A 15347-nucleotide genomic window follows, 5' to 3' on the forward strand; every position below is an offset into this window, starting at 1 on the left:
TACAATTACCAATTATAAAACGCCTTCAATAGTCTCTTTGAGCTCTTCGGGCCAAACGCCGACCTGAACTTGTGCAATGTGTTGCTTTTGCAGCAACAGCATAACTAATCGAGACTGGCCAATTCCACCACCAATCGTTTGCGGCAGTTCTCCCGCCAATAGTGCCTTGTGCCAATCAAATTCGAGTCGCTCCTGCGCATCACTGATCTTTAACTGATGAGCCAAAGACTCCGGTGATACTCGGATCCCCATAGATGAAATTTCAAAAGCGTCCTCTAACACAGGGTTCCAAACAAGGATATCTCCGTTTAGCCCTTGATACTGGTCACATGTTGCCGTTGACCAGTCGTCATAATCTGGCGCTCTAACATCATGGATTTCACCATCACCTAACTCACCGCCGATACCAATTAAGAACACAGCACCGTATTCTTGCGCAATCGCTTTTTCTCGCTGTTTAGCGCTAAAGTCAGGGTACATTTTACGCAGCGCTTCGGCATGCACAAAAGTAATTTGCTCAGGTAAAAAAGGCTGACTACCAAACTCATCTGCAATTGCCTGCTCTGTGTGTTTGATGCACTGATAAAGCGTGCTAACAGTCTCTTTTAAAGTTGAAAGATCTCGCTGTGTATCTCCACAAATGACCTTTTCCCAATCCCATTGATCAACAAATACTGAATGAATTGGAGATAGACGCTCTTCATCTGGGCGCAGTGCTTTCATATGTGTGTAGAGACCTTCTCCAACACCAAAGCCATAGTCACCCAATGTTTTTCGTTTCCACTTAGCCAGCGAATGAACCACCTCAAACTCACTATCAGCAAGGGTTTTAACGTTTACAGCCACTGCTTTCTCTGTACCGCTCAAGTTGTCTTGAATACCATCACCAACTTTTGCCAAGATAGGTGCTTGTACTTCTACTAGCCCCAACTTTTCAGTTAGTTGCGCTGAGAAAACGCTTTTGACACGTGCTATTTGCTGCTGTGTTTTTAAGTATTGTGATTTCATATTGATCCCCATTCCAAATTGTCGATGATTCTGTGTTGTGATTTATCTGATGTACTCATCGTCAACAAATTTCGATATAAATTCAATATTCAAAAGAAAAAATAACCAATAACAACTTTAATCATCAAAAATATATCTGTATATTTATTGAATCAATAATTTCATTCTCTATAAGCCATGGAAATTTATCAGATCGATAATCTCGACAAATCTATTCTTAACGCATTAATGACCGATGCCCGTACTCCATATGCTGAATTAGCCAAACGTTTCGCCGTCAGTGCGGGAACAATTCACGTGCGAGTGGAGAAAATGAAACAGGCAGGTATTATTGAAGGCACAAAAGTATGTATCAATGCCAAAAAACTCGGCTATGATGTTTGCTGTTTTATCGGTATTAACCTCAAACATGCAAGAGATTATCAAGACACCATCGCCAAGCTGGAAAGCTTTGAAGAGGTTGTAGAAGCTTATTATACAACGGGTAATTACAGTATATTTATCAAAGTATTGAGCTGTTCGATGGACCACTTACACGATGTGCTAGTCAATAAAATACAATCAATTGAAGCAATACAATCCACTGAAACCTTGATCTCTTTGCAAGCCCCTATCAAACGCGAGATACAGCCCTAAGCTTAGCCAATTTGGGAAATAAATAGGTGTGTACTTATACAGTAATTAATTTGATATAATGCGCTGCAATTTTGAATTTAAGAGCAGTTCTCGATGAAAGAAAATCGCTTTCAGCGCGTTAAACGCATTTTGGAGCAGAGACAAACAGACCTAACTGTATGTTTGGATGAGGTGCATAAACATCATAATTTGTCAGCGATTGTACGTACCGCCGACGCGGTTGGCTGTCACTATGTTCATGCGGTATGGCCTCAAGAACAGCGTCGTTTGACCAATAACACATCTGGTGGCAGCAAAAATTGGGTTGACACACAAATGCATGATGATATCGATCAAGCTGTCACTACAATTAGAGAGCAAAACCCAGGTATCCAACTATTGGCCACCAATTTAAGTGACAGCGCAGTAGACTTTAGAGAAATCGATTATACAAAACCAACTGCGATAATTGTTGGGCAAGAACGTTTAGGTATTTCAGATAGAGCACTTGAACATGCCGATCAACATATTGTTATTCCGATGGCTGGTATGGTGCAATCTTTAAATGTGTCTGTTGCTGCTGCATTGATTTTGTATGAAGCGCAAAGACAGCGCGAAGCCGCAGGCATGTACCAACAAAAAGATATGCTGGACCCAAAAGTAAAACACAAGTTACTTTTCGAAGGCTGCCATCCAATTATCGCAAACCGTTGCAATGAAAAGGGATTACCCTACCCTGAGTTAGATGACAATGGTGAAATTATTGCCGACGATACATTTTGGAACACGCTAAAATTTAGCAAACAGTAAGGATACTTATGTCTTCTCCTAATTTGGCGCACTACCCAATCACAGACCTAAAAGGTGTTGGCCCTAAAGCGGCGCAGCGATTGGCTAAATTAGGTATCGCACAAGTACAAGACATGCTATTCCACTTGCCTTTGCGTTATGAAGATAGGGCCAAAACATATAGTATTGCGTCTCTTATGCCGCATATGCATGTGAGTGTGGAAGGTGAAATAGAACAAGCGAACATCACTTTTGGTAAACGACGGATGCTGGTTTGCCAAATTAATGATGGGACAGGACGACTCACTCTGCGTTTTTTCAATTTCTCTGCGGCGCAAAAAAATGCCATGCAACCAGGTAAAATCATGCGCTGTTTCGGAGAAGCTAGACGTGGTAGGGTAGGTCTTGAAATGGCACACCCTGAGTACCACATTCACAGCTCAGCAGAAGCAAGTGATAGTGTAGATGAGTCCTTAACCCCTGTTTATCCGACCACCGAAGGGCTTAAACAATTAAGTATCAGAGCAATTGCTGAACAAGCAGTCGAGCTACTGAGAAAGTACGATATTGATGACCACTTGCCAGTGCAATTTAGGCCCAACCAGCTGAGCTTGAAAGATGCACTATTGCTTTTACACAGCCCGCCACAAGATGTCGATTTAACTCAACTGGAATTGGGGCAACACCCAGCACAACAGCGTTTAGCTTTTGAGGAGCTTTTGGCACAAAACCTCAGCCTATTAAAACTCAGGAAAAAAAGCCAAGCCGTTAAAGCCGTCGCCCTTCCTCCGACCAATTCAATAGAGCCTGAATTTCTCGCGCAACTTCCTTTTAGGCCTACAAATGCGCAAGGCCGGGTTGTCAGTGAAATAAAACAAGATCTGCAAAAACCCGAACCCATGTTGCGCTTAGTACAAGGCGATGTAGGCTCAGGTAAAACCCTAGTTGCTGCACTGAGTGCACTCACAGCCATCGCAAGAGGTTATCAGGTCGCGCTCATGGCACCTACAGAGATACTATCAGAGCAACATGCGCTCAATTTTCAAAACTGGTTTGCTAAATTAAATATAGAAACCTGTTGGCTAGGTGGTAAAACAAAAGGCAAAGAGCGCAAGGAAACCCTCGAAAAAATAGCGTCAGGTAAAGCGCAAATGGTGGTTGGCACTCATGCACTCTTTCAAGAGCAGGTTAACTTTTCAAATCTTGCATTAATCATCATTGATGAACAGCACAGGTTTGGTGTACATCAGCGACTTTCCTTAAGGGAGAAAGGTAAATTTGGCGATTGTTACCCTCATCAGTTAGTCATGACAGCCACACCGATCCCCCGTACCCTTGCTATGACAGCGTATGCCGACTTGGAAACATCCGTCATTGATGAGTTGCCACCTGGAAGAACACCTATTACCACAGTTGCAGTGCCTGATACACGCCGAGATCAAGTTATTCAACGTGTTAAAAGTGCTTGTATAGAACAAAATAGGCAAGTTTATTGGGTATGTACACTGATTGATGAATCGGAGGTGCTTCAGTGTCAAGCGGCTGAAGATACGGCTGAGCAACTCACAAAACAATTACCTGAACTCAAAATTGCGCTAGTGCATGGGCGGATGAAAGCACAAGAAAAACAGCAGATCATGACTGACTTTAAGGCCGGAAATTATCATGTTTTGGTCGCAACAACAGTCATAGAAGTCGGGGTTGATGTACCTAACGCCAGCCTGATTATCATTGAAAACCCTGAACGATTAGGGCTTGCTCAACTACACCAGCTAAGGGGGCGAGTTGGCCGTGGCGCCATAGCGTCTCACTGTTTATTGCTATATCACGCACCACTGTCAAATACCGCACAAAAAAGACTTGGTGTGCTAAGAGATAGTAATGACGGGTTTGTTATTGCTGAAAAGGATTTGGAGATCCGAGGCCCTGGTGAAGTACTAGGGACTAAACAAACTGGACTTGCTGATCTAAAAATTGCTGATCTGACCCGAGACAAGCATATGCTTCCCAGTATTAGAGGTCTTGCATTCTCACTCCTCAATCAACATGAGGAGTGCGTAGACCCACTTATTCTTCGCTGGATGGGCAACCGTGATGAATTTGCAATGGCTTAATTAAAAATATAGTTTCGTTCAATTACCTCTAATTGATAACCATCCGGATCAGTCACAAAAAAGAACTTAGCAACCTGTTGTTCTTGTTGATTTAAAGATTTAATTTCAGAGGGTTGGTATCCCTGTGTTTTGGCTTTCTGCCACAAAAACTCGATGTTATCCGAGCTCAGGGCCAAATGACCATACCCGTTACCCAACTGATAGGGAGCGGTGTTGGCAAAGTTATGTGTCAATTCAAGTTCAAAATGACTTTCGCTATTACCTAAGTAAGTCAATGAAAATTGATCAAACTCAATTGTTCTTCTCACCTCAAACCCAAATAGTTCGTGATAGAATTTAATTGAGCCTGCGAGATCCTGTACACGGATCATTGAATGTATCATTTTAGCCATTGGAGCCTCCAAAAATGTGCGAACTCTACGCCTCCCAGTCACCAGATCTATATTTAGTCAGCAAAAAATCCATTCGCGTACAGGGGGTCGTGACCAGCTTGGCGCTTGAAAATAAGGTATGGCAAGTATTGGAACAGATCGCAGCACAAGAGCAGATCAGTGTTGCGAAGTTCATTTCTATGCTCTATCAGGAATCAATTGAAAGACATGGTGCTGTTAGTAACCTAGCCTCTTTGCTGCGTATATCCTGTCTTACCTATTTGGAAAATGGTACACAAAATTAAAAACCGACTGGTAGTAACCTATTACTACATAAGGATTTATAAATAACTTTATCAATCCATATAAACGCTATAGACTTGTCTACCAAATGTCAGACAGTTAAAGCAGTTACCCATGAAATCTCAGTTTGGTAGGCGCGCCTTTACCCACATGGAACTATATAGCCTATTCAATGGCTACATTTATGGTGACGAAAAACTCAAACGAGAGCAGCCCAAACACTGGCATTTTTGGTTGCCGCTATTGGCTTATTATACCGGTGCATACAGTGATGAGCTGGGCAACCTTACTCTAAATGATATAAAAAAAGTCGACTCCATTCACACCTTCGATTTTCACACTCATGGAAAAATTCAATCTAGACTAGTTCCTATTCACTGCGCCTTGTGGGAAGCCGGGCTTGAGCACTATATACAGCTTGTAGAAGACTCAGGTCATGATCGACTGCTCTTTGATTTACCCTCAAAGTCAGGAAGATATAGCGAAAAAGTGCGTATTTGGTTTTCTGGAGAAGGCGAGCGTCTAGGCTATTTACAAAAGTGTGGTCTACCTAATATTGATCAGCAAGGTTTAAAAACCGCAATCAGCAGCTTAAGATTAAACTTCGAGCAGCAAATTTATATCTCGGCAATTCAGCTAGGAAAACGTCCGGCAATGAGCTATTTACTAGGCCTAAAAGAGGACGGAGCAGCTGTTGAAAAGCTCAACCTTGAATTACTATCCCGGGTAATAAAACCTGTTAGGGTGGTCAACAACCACATTAACTGGCAAAGATTTGTTGAGCGCCACTAGAATGAGAATATAGACGTTGGGTATATCTATCAAGCAGGCATCTGAAACCTGCTTGATCTTTGCACACTAGAGAGATTTAATATACTGAGTAAATTCACTACCCAAAGATTCATCCCTCATTGCATATTGAACAATTGCTTTTAGATAGCCTAGCTTATCACCACAATCATGAGATACACCACTCATATGAAAAGCTTCTACAGTTTCATTCTCCATAAGCATATCGATCGCATCTGTAAGCTGTATTTCACCACCGGCACCGACCGGTGTTCTTTTTAATAAAGGCCAAATCTTTCTTGAAAGCACATAACGACCAACTACAGCTAAGTTCGAAGGCGCTTCTTCTTGCTTTGGTTTCTCTACCATAAAGTTGATAGCTGTGCTCTGGCCAGGTGCCAAGTCCACACCATTAATATCAGCAATACCGTACTTACTAACATCTTCAGCAGGAACAGGCTCTAACATAATCTGACTACTATTATTTTCTTTGAACCGTTTGACCATGGCAGCCAAGTTTTCGCTTTTCTGATCTGCACTATACTCATCCAACACGACATCAGGCAGTACAACAATAAAGTCGTCATCGCCGACAATAGGCTTTGCACACAATACGGCATGCCCAAGGCCTTTAGCCTCACCTTGCCTAACATGCATAATGGTCACGTCTTCAGGGCAAATCGAGTGGATTTCATCTAACAGTTTTCTTTTGACACGTTTCTCTAACGTAGCTTCCAACTCAAAGCTTGTATCAAAATGGTTTTCAATTGCATTTTTCGAAGAGTGAGTCACTAAAACAATTTCTTTTACACCAGCAGACACACATTCCTTAACGATATATTGAATAAGAGGTTTATCCACAATGGGGAGCATTTCCTTTGGAATTGCCTTTGTCGCAGGCAACATGCGAGTCCCTAAGCCCGCAACTGGTATCACAGCTTTCATAAATGTTCGCTTTAAAAAATATAATTTAACTTTGAAATTGATTGTAGATTACTAATCATGTCATTGGAATGAACAGCATAAAAAGAGGCCTATAAAGGCCTCTAAATATTAATTGAGATTCATTTCTTGAATAATTTCATGGGCTATTGGTGGAGTTGTACTTACTGGCTTCTCATGTTTATTTGCTTTTAATTGCCCTTTCCTATGTTTTAAAGAAGCATCAAGCTTTTTCGCTGCATTTGCGATTGCTGGATACATTACACCATCTTCCCCCTTAACTGAGATCCTAGACCCCGCATAGTTGGTGCTAATTTCCGTATAAAACTTTTTGTGTTCTTTACTGATAATAATGTCCAGTGATAACAAAGAAGGAAAGTGATTCGCAATCTTTGCAAACTTTTCTTGTACATGCTGCTTCACTGAATCTGTCATATCGACGTGATGACCAGAAAGATTAATCTTCATAGGATCTTCCTTTTTTTATTTACCCTATAAATAAGTATTGGAGCATAAGCCCCAATTCTCAAGGCCTAATTTAAGAAAATTGTCATCATGCCGTTATACGTTTGATTTAGGTCATATAACTTTGTTGGCTGAACAATACAAAGAAAGGGGCAAGAAGGCAGTCATATGTGCTTATAAGTTGCATATAAAAGCACGGTGTACTGGGCACAAAAAAAGCCCCCATCAGGGAGCCTTCTATGAGCAAATTAACTTATTACAAGCCAGCTCTTTTCTTAATTTCTGCAATAAGCGGTGAAGAACCGTGGCCATTGCTTTCTGCCCAAGCAATGTCAGCACCGTCTGCTAGTGCACTTTTAGGTAAACCTTTGACAATAAGTTTACCCGTTTCAACTGCATTGCTTGCAATTGCATGGCGTAAAATATTATTGCCGTTGCACTGAATTGAGCCAAAGATATTACGAACTTTAACACGAGAACTCTTTAAAGCTTTACGCACACGCCCCTTGTCATCTACTGCGATGTATTCGCATAGCGTCACAGCTAATTGATCGTTTGCTTTAGTTTCAAAACTTAAAGAAAACGCGCCCAAACCAATAGAAACACTTAACAAAACAGGTACAAATTTCATTGCCAATTCACCTAGCACTTTTTTATTACATAAGGACAAACACTATTGTAGCAACACAGACAACTGTTAGCAACAAAGTCATAATCCTTTATTCAAAGTTACGAACTTATAGTGATATTTATTTCGCTCATCAGGCTCATAAGTTTCAACTTCACTCTCTACCCACTCGCCAAATGGCAAATAATCAGGAAATTGCGTATCCCCTGCGACCTCTAGATCGATATGAGTTAGATACAGCCTATTACATAATGGTAGAAACTGTTCGTAAATATTTCCACCTCCAATGATCATAACTTCGTCTATTTTATCTACTAAAGCCAAGGCTTCCTCAGTTGAAGATGCAGTTTCAATGCCTTCAGCTTGATACTGTTCATTTCGCGTTATAACAATATTTCTTCTTCCGGGTAATGGACGTCCAATTGACTCAAAAGTTTTACGTCCCATGATAACTGGTTTACCCATGGTTATTCTTTTAAAGTGCTGAAGATCCGCCGGTAAGTGCCACGGCATTTTATTGTCATCACCGATCACTCGATCCTTTGCCATCGCTGCTATCATTGATATAAGCACAATTAACTCCAATAATATTTTTGTATTAAAAAAGGGCCTCGTGGCCCTCTATTATCGCTCGTAGATAACTTCTACATCGTAGTCATCTTCGTCCCAATCATCCCAATCGTCATTGCTTTCTTGTGTTGCTTGGCGATGATAAGTATCCCACTTGAATTCAACTTCTTCTTGCTGTTCCTCGTCAAATTTATCTCTTGGCAAGGTATCTAGAAGACCTTGTATATCGTAACACAATTGCTGTGTGTTGAATTTATTCGCAGCTGAAATTCGATATACTTCTGTTGCATCAAGCTCTTGAGCGATGCGCTCACATACTTCCTCAAGTTCATCTTCAGCAAGTAAATCAATCTTGTTAAGTACTAACCAGCGAGGTTTTTCTGCTAGTTTTGGACTGTATTGGTGCAATTCATTAATAATGGCAAACGCGTTATCAACTGGATCTGTGCCATCAATTGGCATCACGTCTACAACATGTAATAGCACTCGACAACGCTCCAAGTGCTTCAAAAACCGAATACCCAGTCCAGCACCGTCTGAAGCACCCTCAATTAACCCAGGAATATCGGCGATCACAAATGACTTGTTTGCCTCAGGTCTCACAACTCCAAGGTTAGGCACCAATGTCGTAAATGGATAATCTGCAACCTTCGGTTTTGCAGCTGAAACACTGCGAATAAAGGTAGACTTACCTGCATTAGGCAGTCCAAGCAGGCCGACATCAGCCAATAACATCAGTTCTAACTTTAAGTTTCTAACTTCTCCAGGTGTACCCAGAGTTTTTTGTCTAGGAGCACGGTTGGTACTTGATTTAAAGCGAGTGTTACCTAAACCATGGTAACCACCTTTAGCAACCAAAAGCTTCTGCCCATGACGAGTTAAATCACCAAGGCTTTCCTGTGTATCCACGTCAGTTACACGCGTTCCCACAGGGACTTTTAGGACTAAGTCAGTACCTTTTTTACCAGTACAATTGCGACCTTGACCATTTGTACCACGTTCAGCTCTGTGAAAGCGTTCAAATTGATAGTCAATCAAAGTATTGAGGTTTTCATCGGCTTCTAAAAATACACTGCCGCCGTCGCCACCATCACCGCCATCTGGACCACCATCTGGGACAAACTTCTCTCGACGGAATGAAACAACACCGCTCCCTCCATCGCCGGCTTCAGCACGGATCTCTACTTCATCGACAAACTTCATGGTTACTCTCTTACTGGATTAGAATAGCAACAGCTATTATAGCAAGGTACGCTTAGCTGCTGATAAATAATATGTAGCTATAAAAACAAAAAACCCCGCCTAAGCGGGGTTTTTTAAATCTTTTACCGATTACTCAGCTACGATGCTAACGTATTTACGGTTTAAAGGACCTTTAGTTTCGAAAACTACTTTACCATCTGCTTTCGCGAAGATAGTGTGGTCTTTACCGATACCTGCGTTAGAACCTGCGTGGAACTTAGTACCACGCTGACGAACAAGGATGTTACCCGCTAAAACTGATTCGCCACCGAAACGCTTAACACCTAAACGTTTACTTTCTGAATCGCGACCGTTACGAGTACTACCAGCTGCCTTCTTATGTGCCATCTTTCTGTACCTCTAAAAATTAAGCGCTAATGCCAGTGATTTTAACTTCAGTGAACCACTGACGGTGGCCCATCTGCTTACGAGAATGCTTACGACGTCTGAACTTAACAATCTTAATTTTCTCGCCACGACCGTGAGAAACAACTTCAGCTGTTACCTTACCGCCATTTACGAATGGTGCACCGATCTCGATCTTCTCACCATCAGCAACTAGAAGTACTGAATCAAATTCAATTGATGCACCAGTCTCAACGTCTAATTTCTCTAGACGAATTGTTTGACCTTCAGTCACACGGTGCTGTTTACCACCACTTTGGAAAACCGCGTACATAATTAACTCCGTTGTGCGCCCTCAAATCGACGCAACTTAATATTCTTCAATAGGGCGCGAAGTTTACGCTAATGTCGAACTGCGCGCAATACCCTAAGGATAAAATAATGAATAAAAATTGGCTTGTTTGAGAGCATTAATTCATTTTCGCCTATTCTAGCTAAAAAGTTCGCATTGCCAAACTGTTTTTTACTGCAAAAACTTTCAATAAAAACACTTGACAGTTCATGGCAGTACACATAACAACCACGAAACTGATCAGTATTTAATCCAAATGCTTTTTTTTCTCTATCATTACTCATAAAATTCGAGTCGGCTGAAATTTTAATGTACAATCTGCGGCGTTTATCTCTAACAGGGGCTTTAGCACGGTATACTATGGATATTAAGACTATCCAATCATTGATTGAGCAAGACATGCTGTCTGTAAATCAACTTATTTTTGAGCAAATGCAGTCAGATGTTGCATTGGTAAATCAATTGGGTTTGTATATTGTCAACAGCGGTGGAAAGCGTGTAAGGCCAATGTTGACTTTACTTGTTGCAAAGGCACTTGAAGCAGAACACCAGAACAAACACATCACGCTAGCAACTATTATAGAGTTTATTCATACAGCAACTTTGTTACACGATGATGTTGTCGATGAGTCTAACTTAAGGCGCGGAGAGCCAACTGCCAATGCTGAATTTGGCAACGCTGCGAGCGTACTTGTTGGTGACTTTATTTATACCCGCTCTTTTCAGCTAATGGTTGGCCTCAACAATATGGAGGTCATGCAAATATTAGCCGATGCGACCAACATTATTGCTGAAGGCGAAGTACTGCAGCTTATGAATTGCAATGATCCAGATACAACTGAACAAAGTTATATGCAGGTCATTTATAGCAAAACAGCAAAATTGTTTGAAGCTGCAACCTTGCTCCCTGCCGTCGTATCTGAGCAACCTCAAAACATCAAAGACGCTCTGAAACTATACGGCATGCACCTTGGAACAGCTTTTCAGCTGGTAGATGATGTACTAGATTACAGTGCTAACGCAGAGCTGCTCGGCAAAAATATCGGGGATGACTTAGCAGAGGGTAAACCAACCTTACCGCTTATTTACGCGATGAAATCTGGCACAGATACTCAAGTTGCACAAATTAGAGAAGCGATCGAATCAGGCAACGGCATTGATAACTTAGCTGATATCTTGCAAACACTTGAAGATACTCAAGCACTGCAAAAAACGATGGAAAAAGCCCAACAAGAATCTGAAAAAGCAATTACACAATTAAATTGTTTGGACGACTCTACATTCAAAGAAGCACTAATTGCCCTTGCTAGACTTTCGGTAGATAGAGAGTATTAATATCCTAATAAAAAAGCTGCCTAGGCAGCTTTTTTACTTTTCTGGCGGTCTATAGCCTTCAATTTCTACTTCTTTATTTTCGAATAAAAATCCAACCATTTGCTCTTCAAGCAGTTGGCGGTGCTCAGGGTCCATCATATTTAAATGCTTTTCATTGATCAGCATCGTTTGTTTATGCTGCCACTGCTGCCACGCTTCTTTCGAAATATTATTGAAAATACGCTCGCCTACCTCACCTGGATACAATTGGAAATCCAAACCGGGAGCTTCTTTATTTAACTTCTGACAAAAAACTGTACGTGCCATCTTCTCACCTATAATTCAGTCTCGTATGATACGACAAGTTTACCCCATTGCCTTTAATACTTTAACTAACTTTTTTGTTGGCGCGGCAAGTCCAACCTCAGGCGGCTGATTTATATCGTACCAGAGCAGCTGATTATCATGTACACAATCGGGTATCTGCGCTAACTCGACACAAATAGGGTTAATAGTCAGTTCAAAGTGCGTGAATATATGTACAAAAGGTGCTAACGAATATGTTGTCGCTTCTATTCCTTGTTGAACTAAAAAAGCGTTCAACTCAGATAACTCCGAAAATTCAAAGAATCCAAATAACCCGCCCCAAATACCACTGCTTGGTCGCTTTTCCATCAACACCTGTTCATCGACTTTAAGCATAAGGTGATATGCCGACTTTTTAGGTTTTTCTTTTTTTGGTTTAGAGTTTGGAAACTCTTTCACTTTATTGTTTTTATGTGCAAGACACCTTTCAACCAAAGGACAAGGTTCGCATTGAAACTTTGAACGCGAGCAAAGACTTGCACCTAAGTCCATCATAGCTTGATTAAACTCTCGTACATCACCAGAAGGCGTCACAGCATTCGTTAGCTCCCACAGATGATTTTCAACTTTCTTTACGCCGTACCACCCTTCTACCATAAAAAAGCGCGCCAAGACGCGTTTTACATTGCCATCGAGTATAGAGTAATGTTGTCCCAGTGCTAAAGAGAGGATTGCTCCCGCGGTTGAACGCCCTATGCCCGGTAAGTCAACAACCTGCTCAAATGTTTCTGGGAACTTTCCTTGATATTGGTCGCGAATGATTTTAGCCGTTTTGTGCAAATTTCTTGCTCTCGCGTAATAGCCTAATCCCGTCCAATGATGAAGAACTTCGTCTTCCGGTGCATCAGCCAAATCAATTACTGTAGGGAATCGAGACATAAAGCGCTCAAAGTAAGGGATCACAGTTACGACTTGAGTTTGTTGTAACATTACTTCGGACACCCATACCTTATAAGGTGTTTTATCTATTTGCCACGGCAGTGTTTTCCTACCATGGACGTGGTACCAATCTACAACTTTTGTTGCAAACCAGTCTGCTGTTTGACGATCAACGGCCATCTTTATTCTCTGTCTACTTGCTTCAGCCGCCAGTGTAAGAAGCTTTTTAAAAACGTCAAGCCCTTGTACTTATCAGCGTGAACAGGGATAATGTGCGCCCAATTTTTACACCGCAGATGATGACAATGAACGAATCGAGTAAACAAGCACTAGAGCAAGCTGAGCAGGAAGGTAAATATATCCGTAAAGTGCGCAGCTTTGTAAAACGTGAAGGTCGCCTTACTAAAGGCCAAGCAGCTGCACTAGAAAAGTGCTGGCCAACCCTTGGGCTTGAGCATAGCCAAGGCCTACTCAACTTCAGTGAAGTATTTGGCAATGACAATGATGTTGTCGTAGAAATTGGCTTTGGTATGGGTAAATCTTTGGTTGAAATGGCTAAGAACAACCCACAGCAAAACTTCATCGGTATTGAAGTTCATCGTCCAGGTGTAGGTGCATGTTTAATGGAAGCAGACGAGCACGGCCTAACAAACTTGCGTGTTTTTGAGCACGACGCTGTAGAAGTTTTGGCAGATTGCATTGCAGATAGCAGCCTAAGTAAGCTGCAATTGTTCTTCCCAGATCCATGGCATAAAAAGCGCCACCACAAACGCCGCATTGTACAACCTGAATTTGTACAAAAGATCCGCGCAAAATTAAAAGTTGGTGGCGTATTCCACATGGCAACTGACTGGGAGAATTATGCTGAGCATATGCTGGAAGTGATGCAACAAGCACAAGGCTATGCTAATCAATCTGAAACTAACGATTACGTACCTAGACCTGAGTTCAGACCGCTGACAAAATTTGAACAGCGTGGTCACCGTTTGGGCCACGGCGTGTGGGACCTTATGTTTGAACGCACAGCTTAAGCGCTTTTTTGAGGGGCACAACAGCCCCTTTTCAATCTAACCACACGGCTCTACCAGCTAACATTTTTGAGATAAAAAATGCAAAAACTATCTAACCCTAGCCTACTTTTACTGCGCAATGAAGAAGAGCTCCATGGCAATAAAGTTCTGGTCATAAATCACAGCGATGATGGTTTTTTATCTGAGTTAGCCAATCTTAACTCATCAGCACAAATTTATGCCTTCAGTTACAACTTTGCCGATCACCTAGCTGCGTCTAAGCACTCCAGTATAAATAGCTTTGTTGGCCACAGTTTGCCGAGTATCGAAAACTTAGACTTAGTTATTTATTATTACCCTAAGTCAAAGCCTGAAGCCAATATGATGTTGTCGAACATCAGGGCAAACCTAGGTAAGGCAACTCGGCTTTTGGTTGTCGGAGAAAATAAAGGTGGTGTCAAGTCTGTTGAAAAGCAGCTCAAGCCATATGCACAAGCTAGTTACAAATTAGACAGTGCTAAACATTGTATTTTATATGAGTTTAACGACCTAGAGGCCCAAGAGCGCTTTGATATTACCGACTATCATCAAATCTTCAGTGTCAAAGTCGCAGAACAAAATTTCAATGCAGTCAGTGTACCGGGCGTATTTAACCACGGAAAACTAGACGTGGGCACCGAACTGTTGCTTAACAACCTGTCAATCCCTTCCAAGGGAGCTGTTTTAGATTTTGGTTGTGGAGCTGGCCTGATTGCAACATTTATGCTTAATGCGCAGCCAAGCTTATCACTGCATTGCCTAGATGTCAGTGCGCTGGCCTTATACGCCAGTGAACAAACTTTAGAGCTTAATGGTCATAGCGGGACATTCATTTTGAGCGATGGCTTGGGGCAAGTAACACATCAATTTGATGCAATCGTGAGTAACCCGCCATTTCATACTGGCCTGAATACTGATTACAGCATTGCAGAAGCCTTTATAGCAAATGCGAAACATAAAATGAAAAAGGGTGCTAACTTACAAATTGTTGCAAATAGCTTCTTAAAGTACCCACCTATTATTGACCAACACTTCAGTCAGTTCAAAACAGAAGTTAAAAACTCGAAGTTCGCCGTATATCGAGCACAAAAAGCTTAAAATTTCACTTTTTATTTCAGCTAAAGACTGCGTTAAACCTTTAGCTGATAACAAGTTAATGGGAATTCTCTGCTTTTTTGTTAACTTACTTAACTAAGCTGCTAAACT

Annotated in this window: 19 protein-coding genes; 8 read left to right on the top strand and 11 right to left on the bottom strand. The window is 41.5% G+C overall.

The genetic code is table 11. From position 1 onward, the window contains the following. Positions 1-12: 12 nt before the first annotated feature. On the bottom strand, positions 13-1008 hold the full coding sequence (gene asnA, locus J8M00_RS14460; protein WP_211011191.1) for an aspartate--ammonia ligase: 996 nt from the start codon (positions 1006-1008) through the stop codon (positions 13-15). 177 nt (positions 1009-1185) lie between these two features. Here asnA and asnC point away from each other — a divergent pair, with 177 nt between their 5' ends. The 3 genes from asnC (at position 1186) to recG (ending at position 4526) form a co-directional block, all read left to right on the top strand. Further along, positions 1186-1644 carry a transcriptional regulator AsnC gene (gene asnC, locus J8M00_RS14465; protein ID WP_211011193.1) on the top strand — a complete coding sequence of 153 codons (459 nt, stop codon included), beginning with the start codon at positions 1186-1188 and terminating at the stop codon, positions 1642-1644. Positions 1645-1737: 93 nt separating this feature from the next. After that, a complete protein-coding gene (gene trmH, locus J8M00_RS14470) occupies positions 1738-2433 on the top strand; it encodes a tRNA (guanosine(18)-2'-O)-methyltransferase TrmH (RefSeq protein ID WP_211011195.1) in 696 nt (231 codons plus the stop codon). 8 nt (positions 2434-2441) lie between these two features. Beyond that, positions 2442-4526 carry an ATP-dependent DNA helicase RecG gene (recG, locus tag J8M00_RS14475; RefSeq protein ID WP_211011197.1) on the top strand — a complete coding sequence of 695 codons (2085 nt, stop codon included), beginning with the start codon at positions 2442-2444 and terminating at the stop codon, positions 4524-4526. Here the strand turns inward: recG and J8M00_RS14480 are convergent. After that, the gene (locus J8M00_RS14480) at positions 4523-4918 is read right to left on the bottom strand and encodes a VOC family protein (RefSeq protein WP_211011199.1); all 396 of its coding nucleotides are present in this window, start codon (positions 4916-4918) and stop codon (positions 4523-4525) included. The two genes, recG and J8M00_RS14480, sit on opposite strands and share 4 nt — an antisense overlap. 14 nt (positions 4919-4932) lie before the next feature. Between J8M00_RS14480 and J8M00_RS14485 the strand changes: the two genes are divergently transcribed. Both J8M00_RS14485 and J8M00_RS14490 read left to right on the top strand, forming a co-directional pair. Next, positions 4933-5202, top strand: coding sequence for a ribbon-helix-helix domain-containing protein (locus J8M00_RS14485; RefSeq protein ID WP_211011201.1), 270 nt, complete (start codon positions 4933-4935; stop codon positions 5200-5202). A 112-nt stretch (positions 5203-5314) separates the two neighbouring features. Beyond that, the gene (locus tag J8M00_RS14490) at positions 5315-5992 is read left to right on the top strand and encodes a hypothetical protein (RefSeq protein WP_211011203.1); all 678 of its coding nucleotides are present in this window, start codon (positions 5315-5317) and stop codon (positions 5990-5992) included. Positions 5993-6058: 66 nt separating this feature from the next. On the opposite strand, the gene galU is transcribed toward J8M00_RS14490, so the two are convergent. The 7 genes from galU to rplU form a co-directional block, all read right to left on the bottom strand. Beyond that, a complete protein-coding gene (gene galU / locus J8M00_RS14495) occupies positions 6059-6934 on the bottom strand; it encodes a UTP--glucose-1-phosphate uridylyltransferase GalU (protein ID WP_211011205.1) in 876 nt (291 codons plus the stop codon). A gap of 108 nt (positions 6935-7042) precedes the next feature. Further along, positions 7043-7399, bottom strand: coding sequence for a ribosome hibernation-promoting factor, HPF/YfiA family (gene hpf / locus J8M00_RS14500; RefSeq protein WP_211011207.1), 357 nt, complete (start codon positions 7397-7399; stop codon positions 7043-7045). Positions 7400-7652: 253 nt separating this feature from the next. Beyond that, positions 7653-8027, bottom strand: a complete 375-nt coding sequence (locus tag J8M00_RS14505) for a DUF3718 domain-containing protein (RefSeq protein WP_023399743.1) — start codon at positions 8025-8027, stop codon at positions 7653-7655. 78 nt (positions 8028-8105) lie between these two features. Beyond that, positions 8106-8597: a type 3 dihydrofolate reductase gene (gene folA, locus J8M00_RS14510; RefSeq protein ID WP_211011215.1), complete on the bottom strand. Its 492-nt coding sequence runs from the start codon at positions 8595-8597 to the stop codon at positions 8106-8108. Positions 8598-8648: 51 nt separating this feature from the next. Continuing rightward, on the bottom strand, positions 8649-9797 hold the full coding sequence (cgtA, locus tag J8M00_RS14515) for an Obg family GTPase CgtA (protein WP_023399741.1): 1149 nt from the start codon (positions 9795-9797) through the stop codon (positions 8649-8651). A 129-nt stretch (positions 9798-9926) separates the two neighbouring features. Beyond that, positions 9927-10184, bottom strand: a complete 258-nt coding sequence (rpmA, locus tag J8M00_RS14520) for a 50S ribosomal protein L27 (RefSeq protein ID WP_023399740.1) — start codon at positions 10182-10184, stop codon at positions 9927-9929. Positions 10185-10203: 19 nt separating this feature from the next. After that, positions 10204-10515 carry a 50S ribosomal protein L21 gene (rplU, locus tag J8M00_RS14525; RefSeq protein ID WP_023399739.1) on the bottom strand — a complete coding sequence of 104 codons (312 nt, stop codon included), beginning with the start codon at positions 10513-10515 and terminating at the stop codon, positions 10204-10206. A gap of 378 nt (positions 10516-10893) precedes the next feature. On the opposite strand from rplU, the gene ispB reads away from it, so the two are divergent. Beyond that, entirely contained in the window at positions 10894-11868 is a 975-nt protein-coding gene (gene ispB / locus J8M00_RS14530) for an octaprenyl diphosphate synthase (RefSeq protein ID WP_211011217.1), read from the top strand. Between the two features lie 33 nt (positions 11869-11901). Here the strand turns inward: ispB and J8M00_RS14535 are convergent, their stop codons facing one another. Both J8M00_RS14535 and mutY read right to left on the bottom strand, forming a co-directional pair. After that, positions 11902-12174, bottom strand: a complete 273-nt coding sequence (locus J8M00_RS14535) for an oxidative damage protection protein (protein WP_023399737.1) — start codon at positions 12172-12174, stop codon at positions 11902-11904. A 39-nt stretch (positions 12175-12213) separates the two neighbouring features. Further along, positions 12214-13272, bottom strand: coding sequence for an A/G-specific adenine glycosylase (gene mutY, locus J8M00_RS14540; protein ID WP_211011219.1), 1059 nt, complete (start codon positions 13270-13272; stop codon positions 12214-12216). A 125-nt stretch (positions 13273-13397) separates the two neighbouring features. On the opposite strand from mutY, the gene trmB reads away from it, so the two are divergent. Together trmB and J8M00_RS14550 are read left to right on the top strand one after the other, a co-directional pair. After that, positions 13398-14123 carry a tRNA (guanosine(46)-N7)-methyltransferase TrmB gene (trmB, locus tag J8M00_RS14545; RefSeq protein WP_211011461.1) on the top strand — a complete coding sequence of 242 codons (726 nt, stop codon included), beginning with the start codon at positions 13398-13400 and terminating at the stop codon, positions 14121-14123. A 78-nt stretch (positions 14124-14201) separates the two neighbouring features. Then, positions 14202-15239 carry a methyltransferase gene (locus J8M00_RS14550; protein WP_211011221.1) on the top strand — a complete coding sequence of 346 codons (1038 nt, stop codon included), beginning with the start codon at positions 14202-14204 and terminating at the stop codon, positions 15237-15239. Positions 15240-15347 lie beyond the last annotated feature (108 nt).

The sequence above is a fragment of the Pseudoalteromonas luteoviolacea genome (assembly GCF_018100925.1).
In the GTDB taxonomy this organism is placed as follows: Bacteria; Pseudomonadota; Gammaproteobacteria; order Enterobacterales; family Alteromonadaceae; genus Pseudoalteromonas; species Pseudoalteromonas obscura.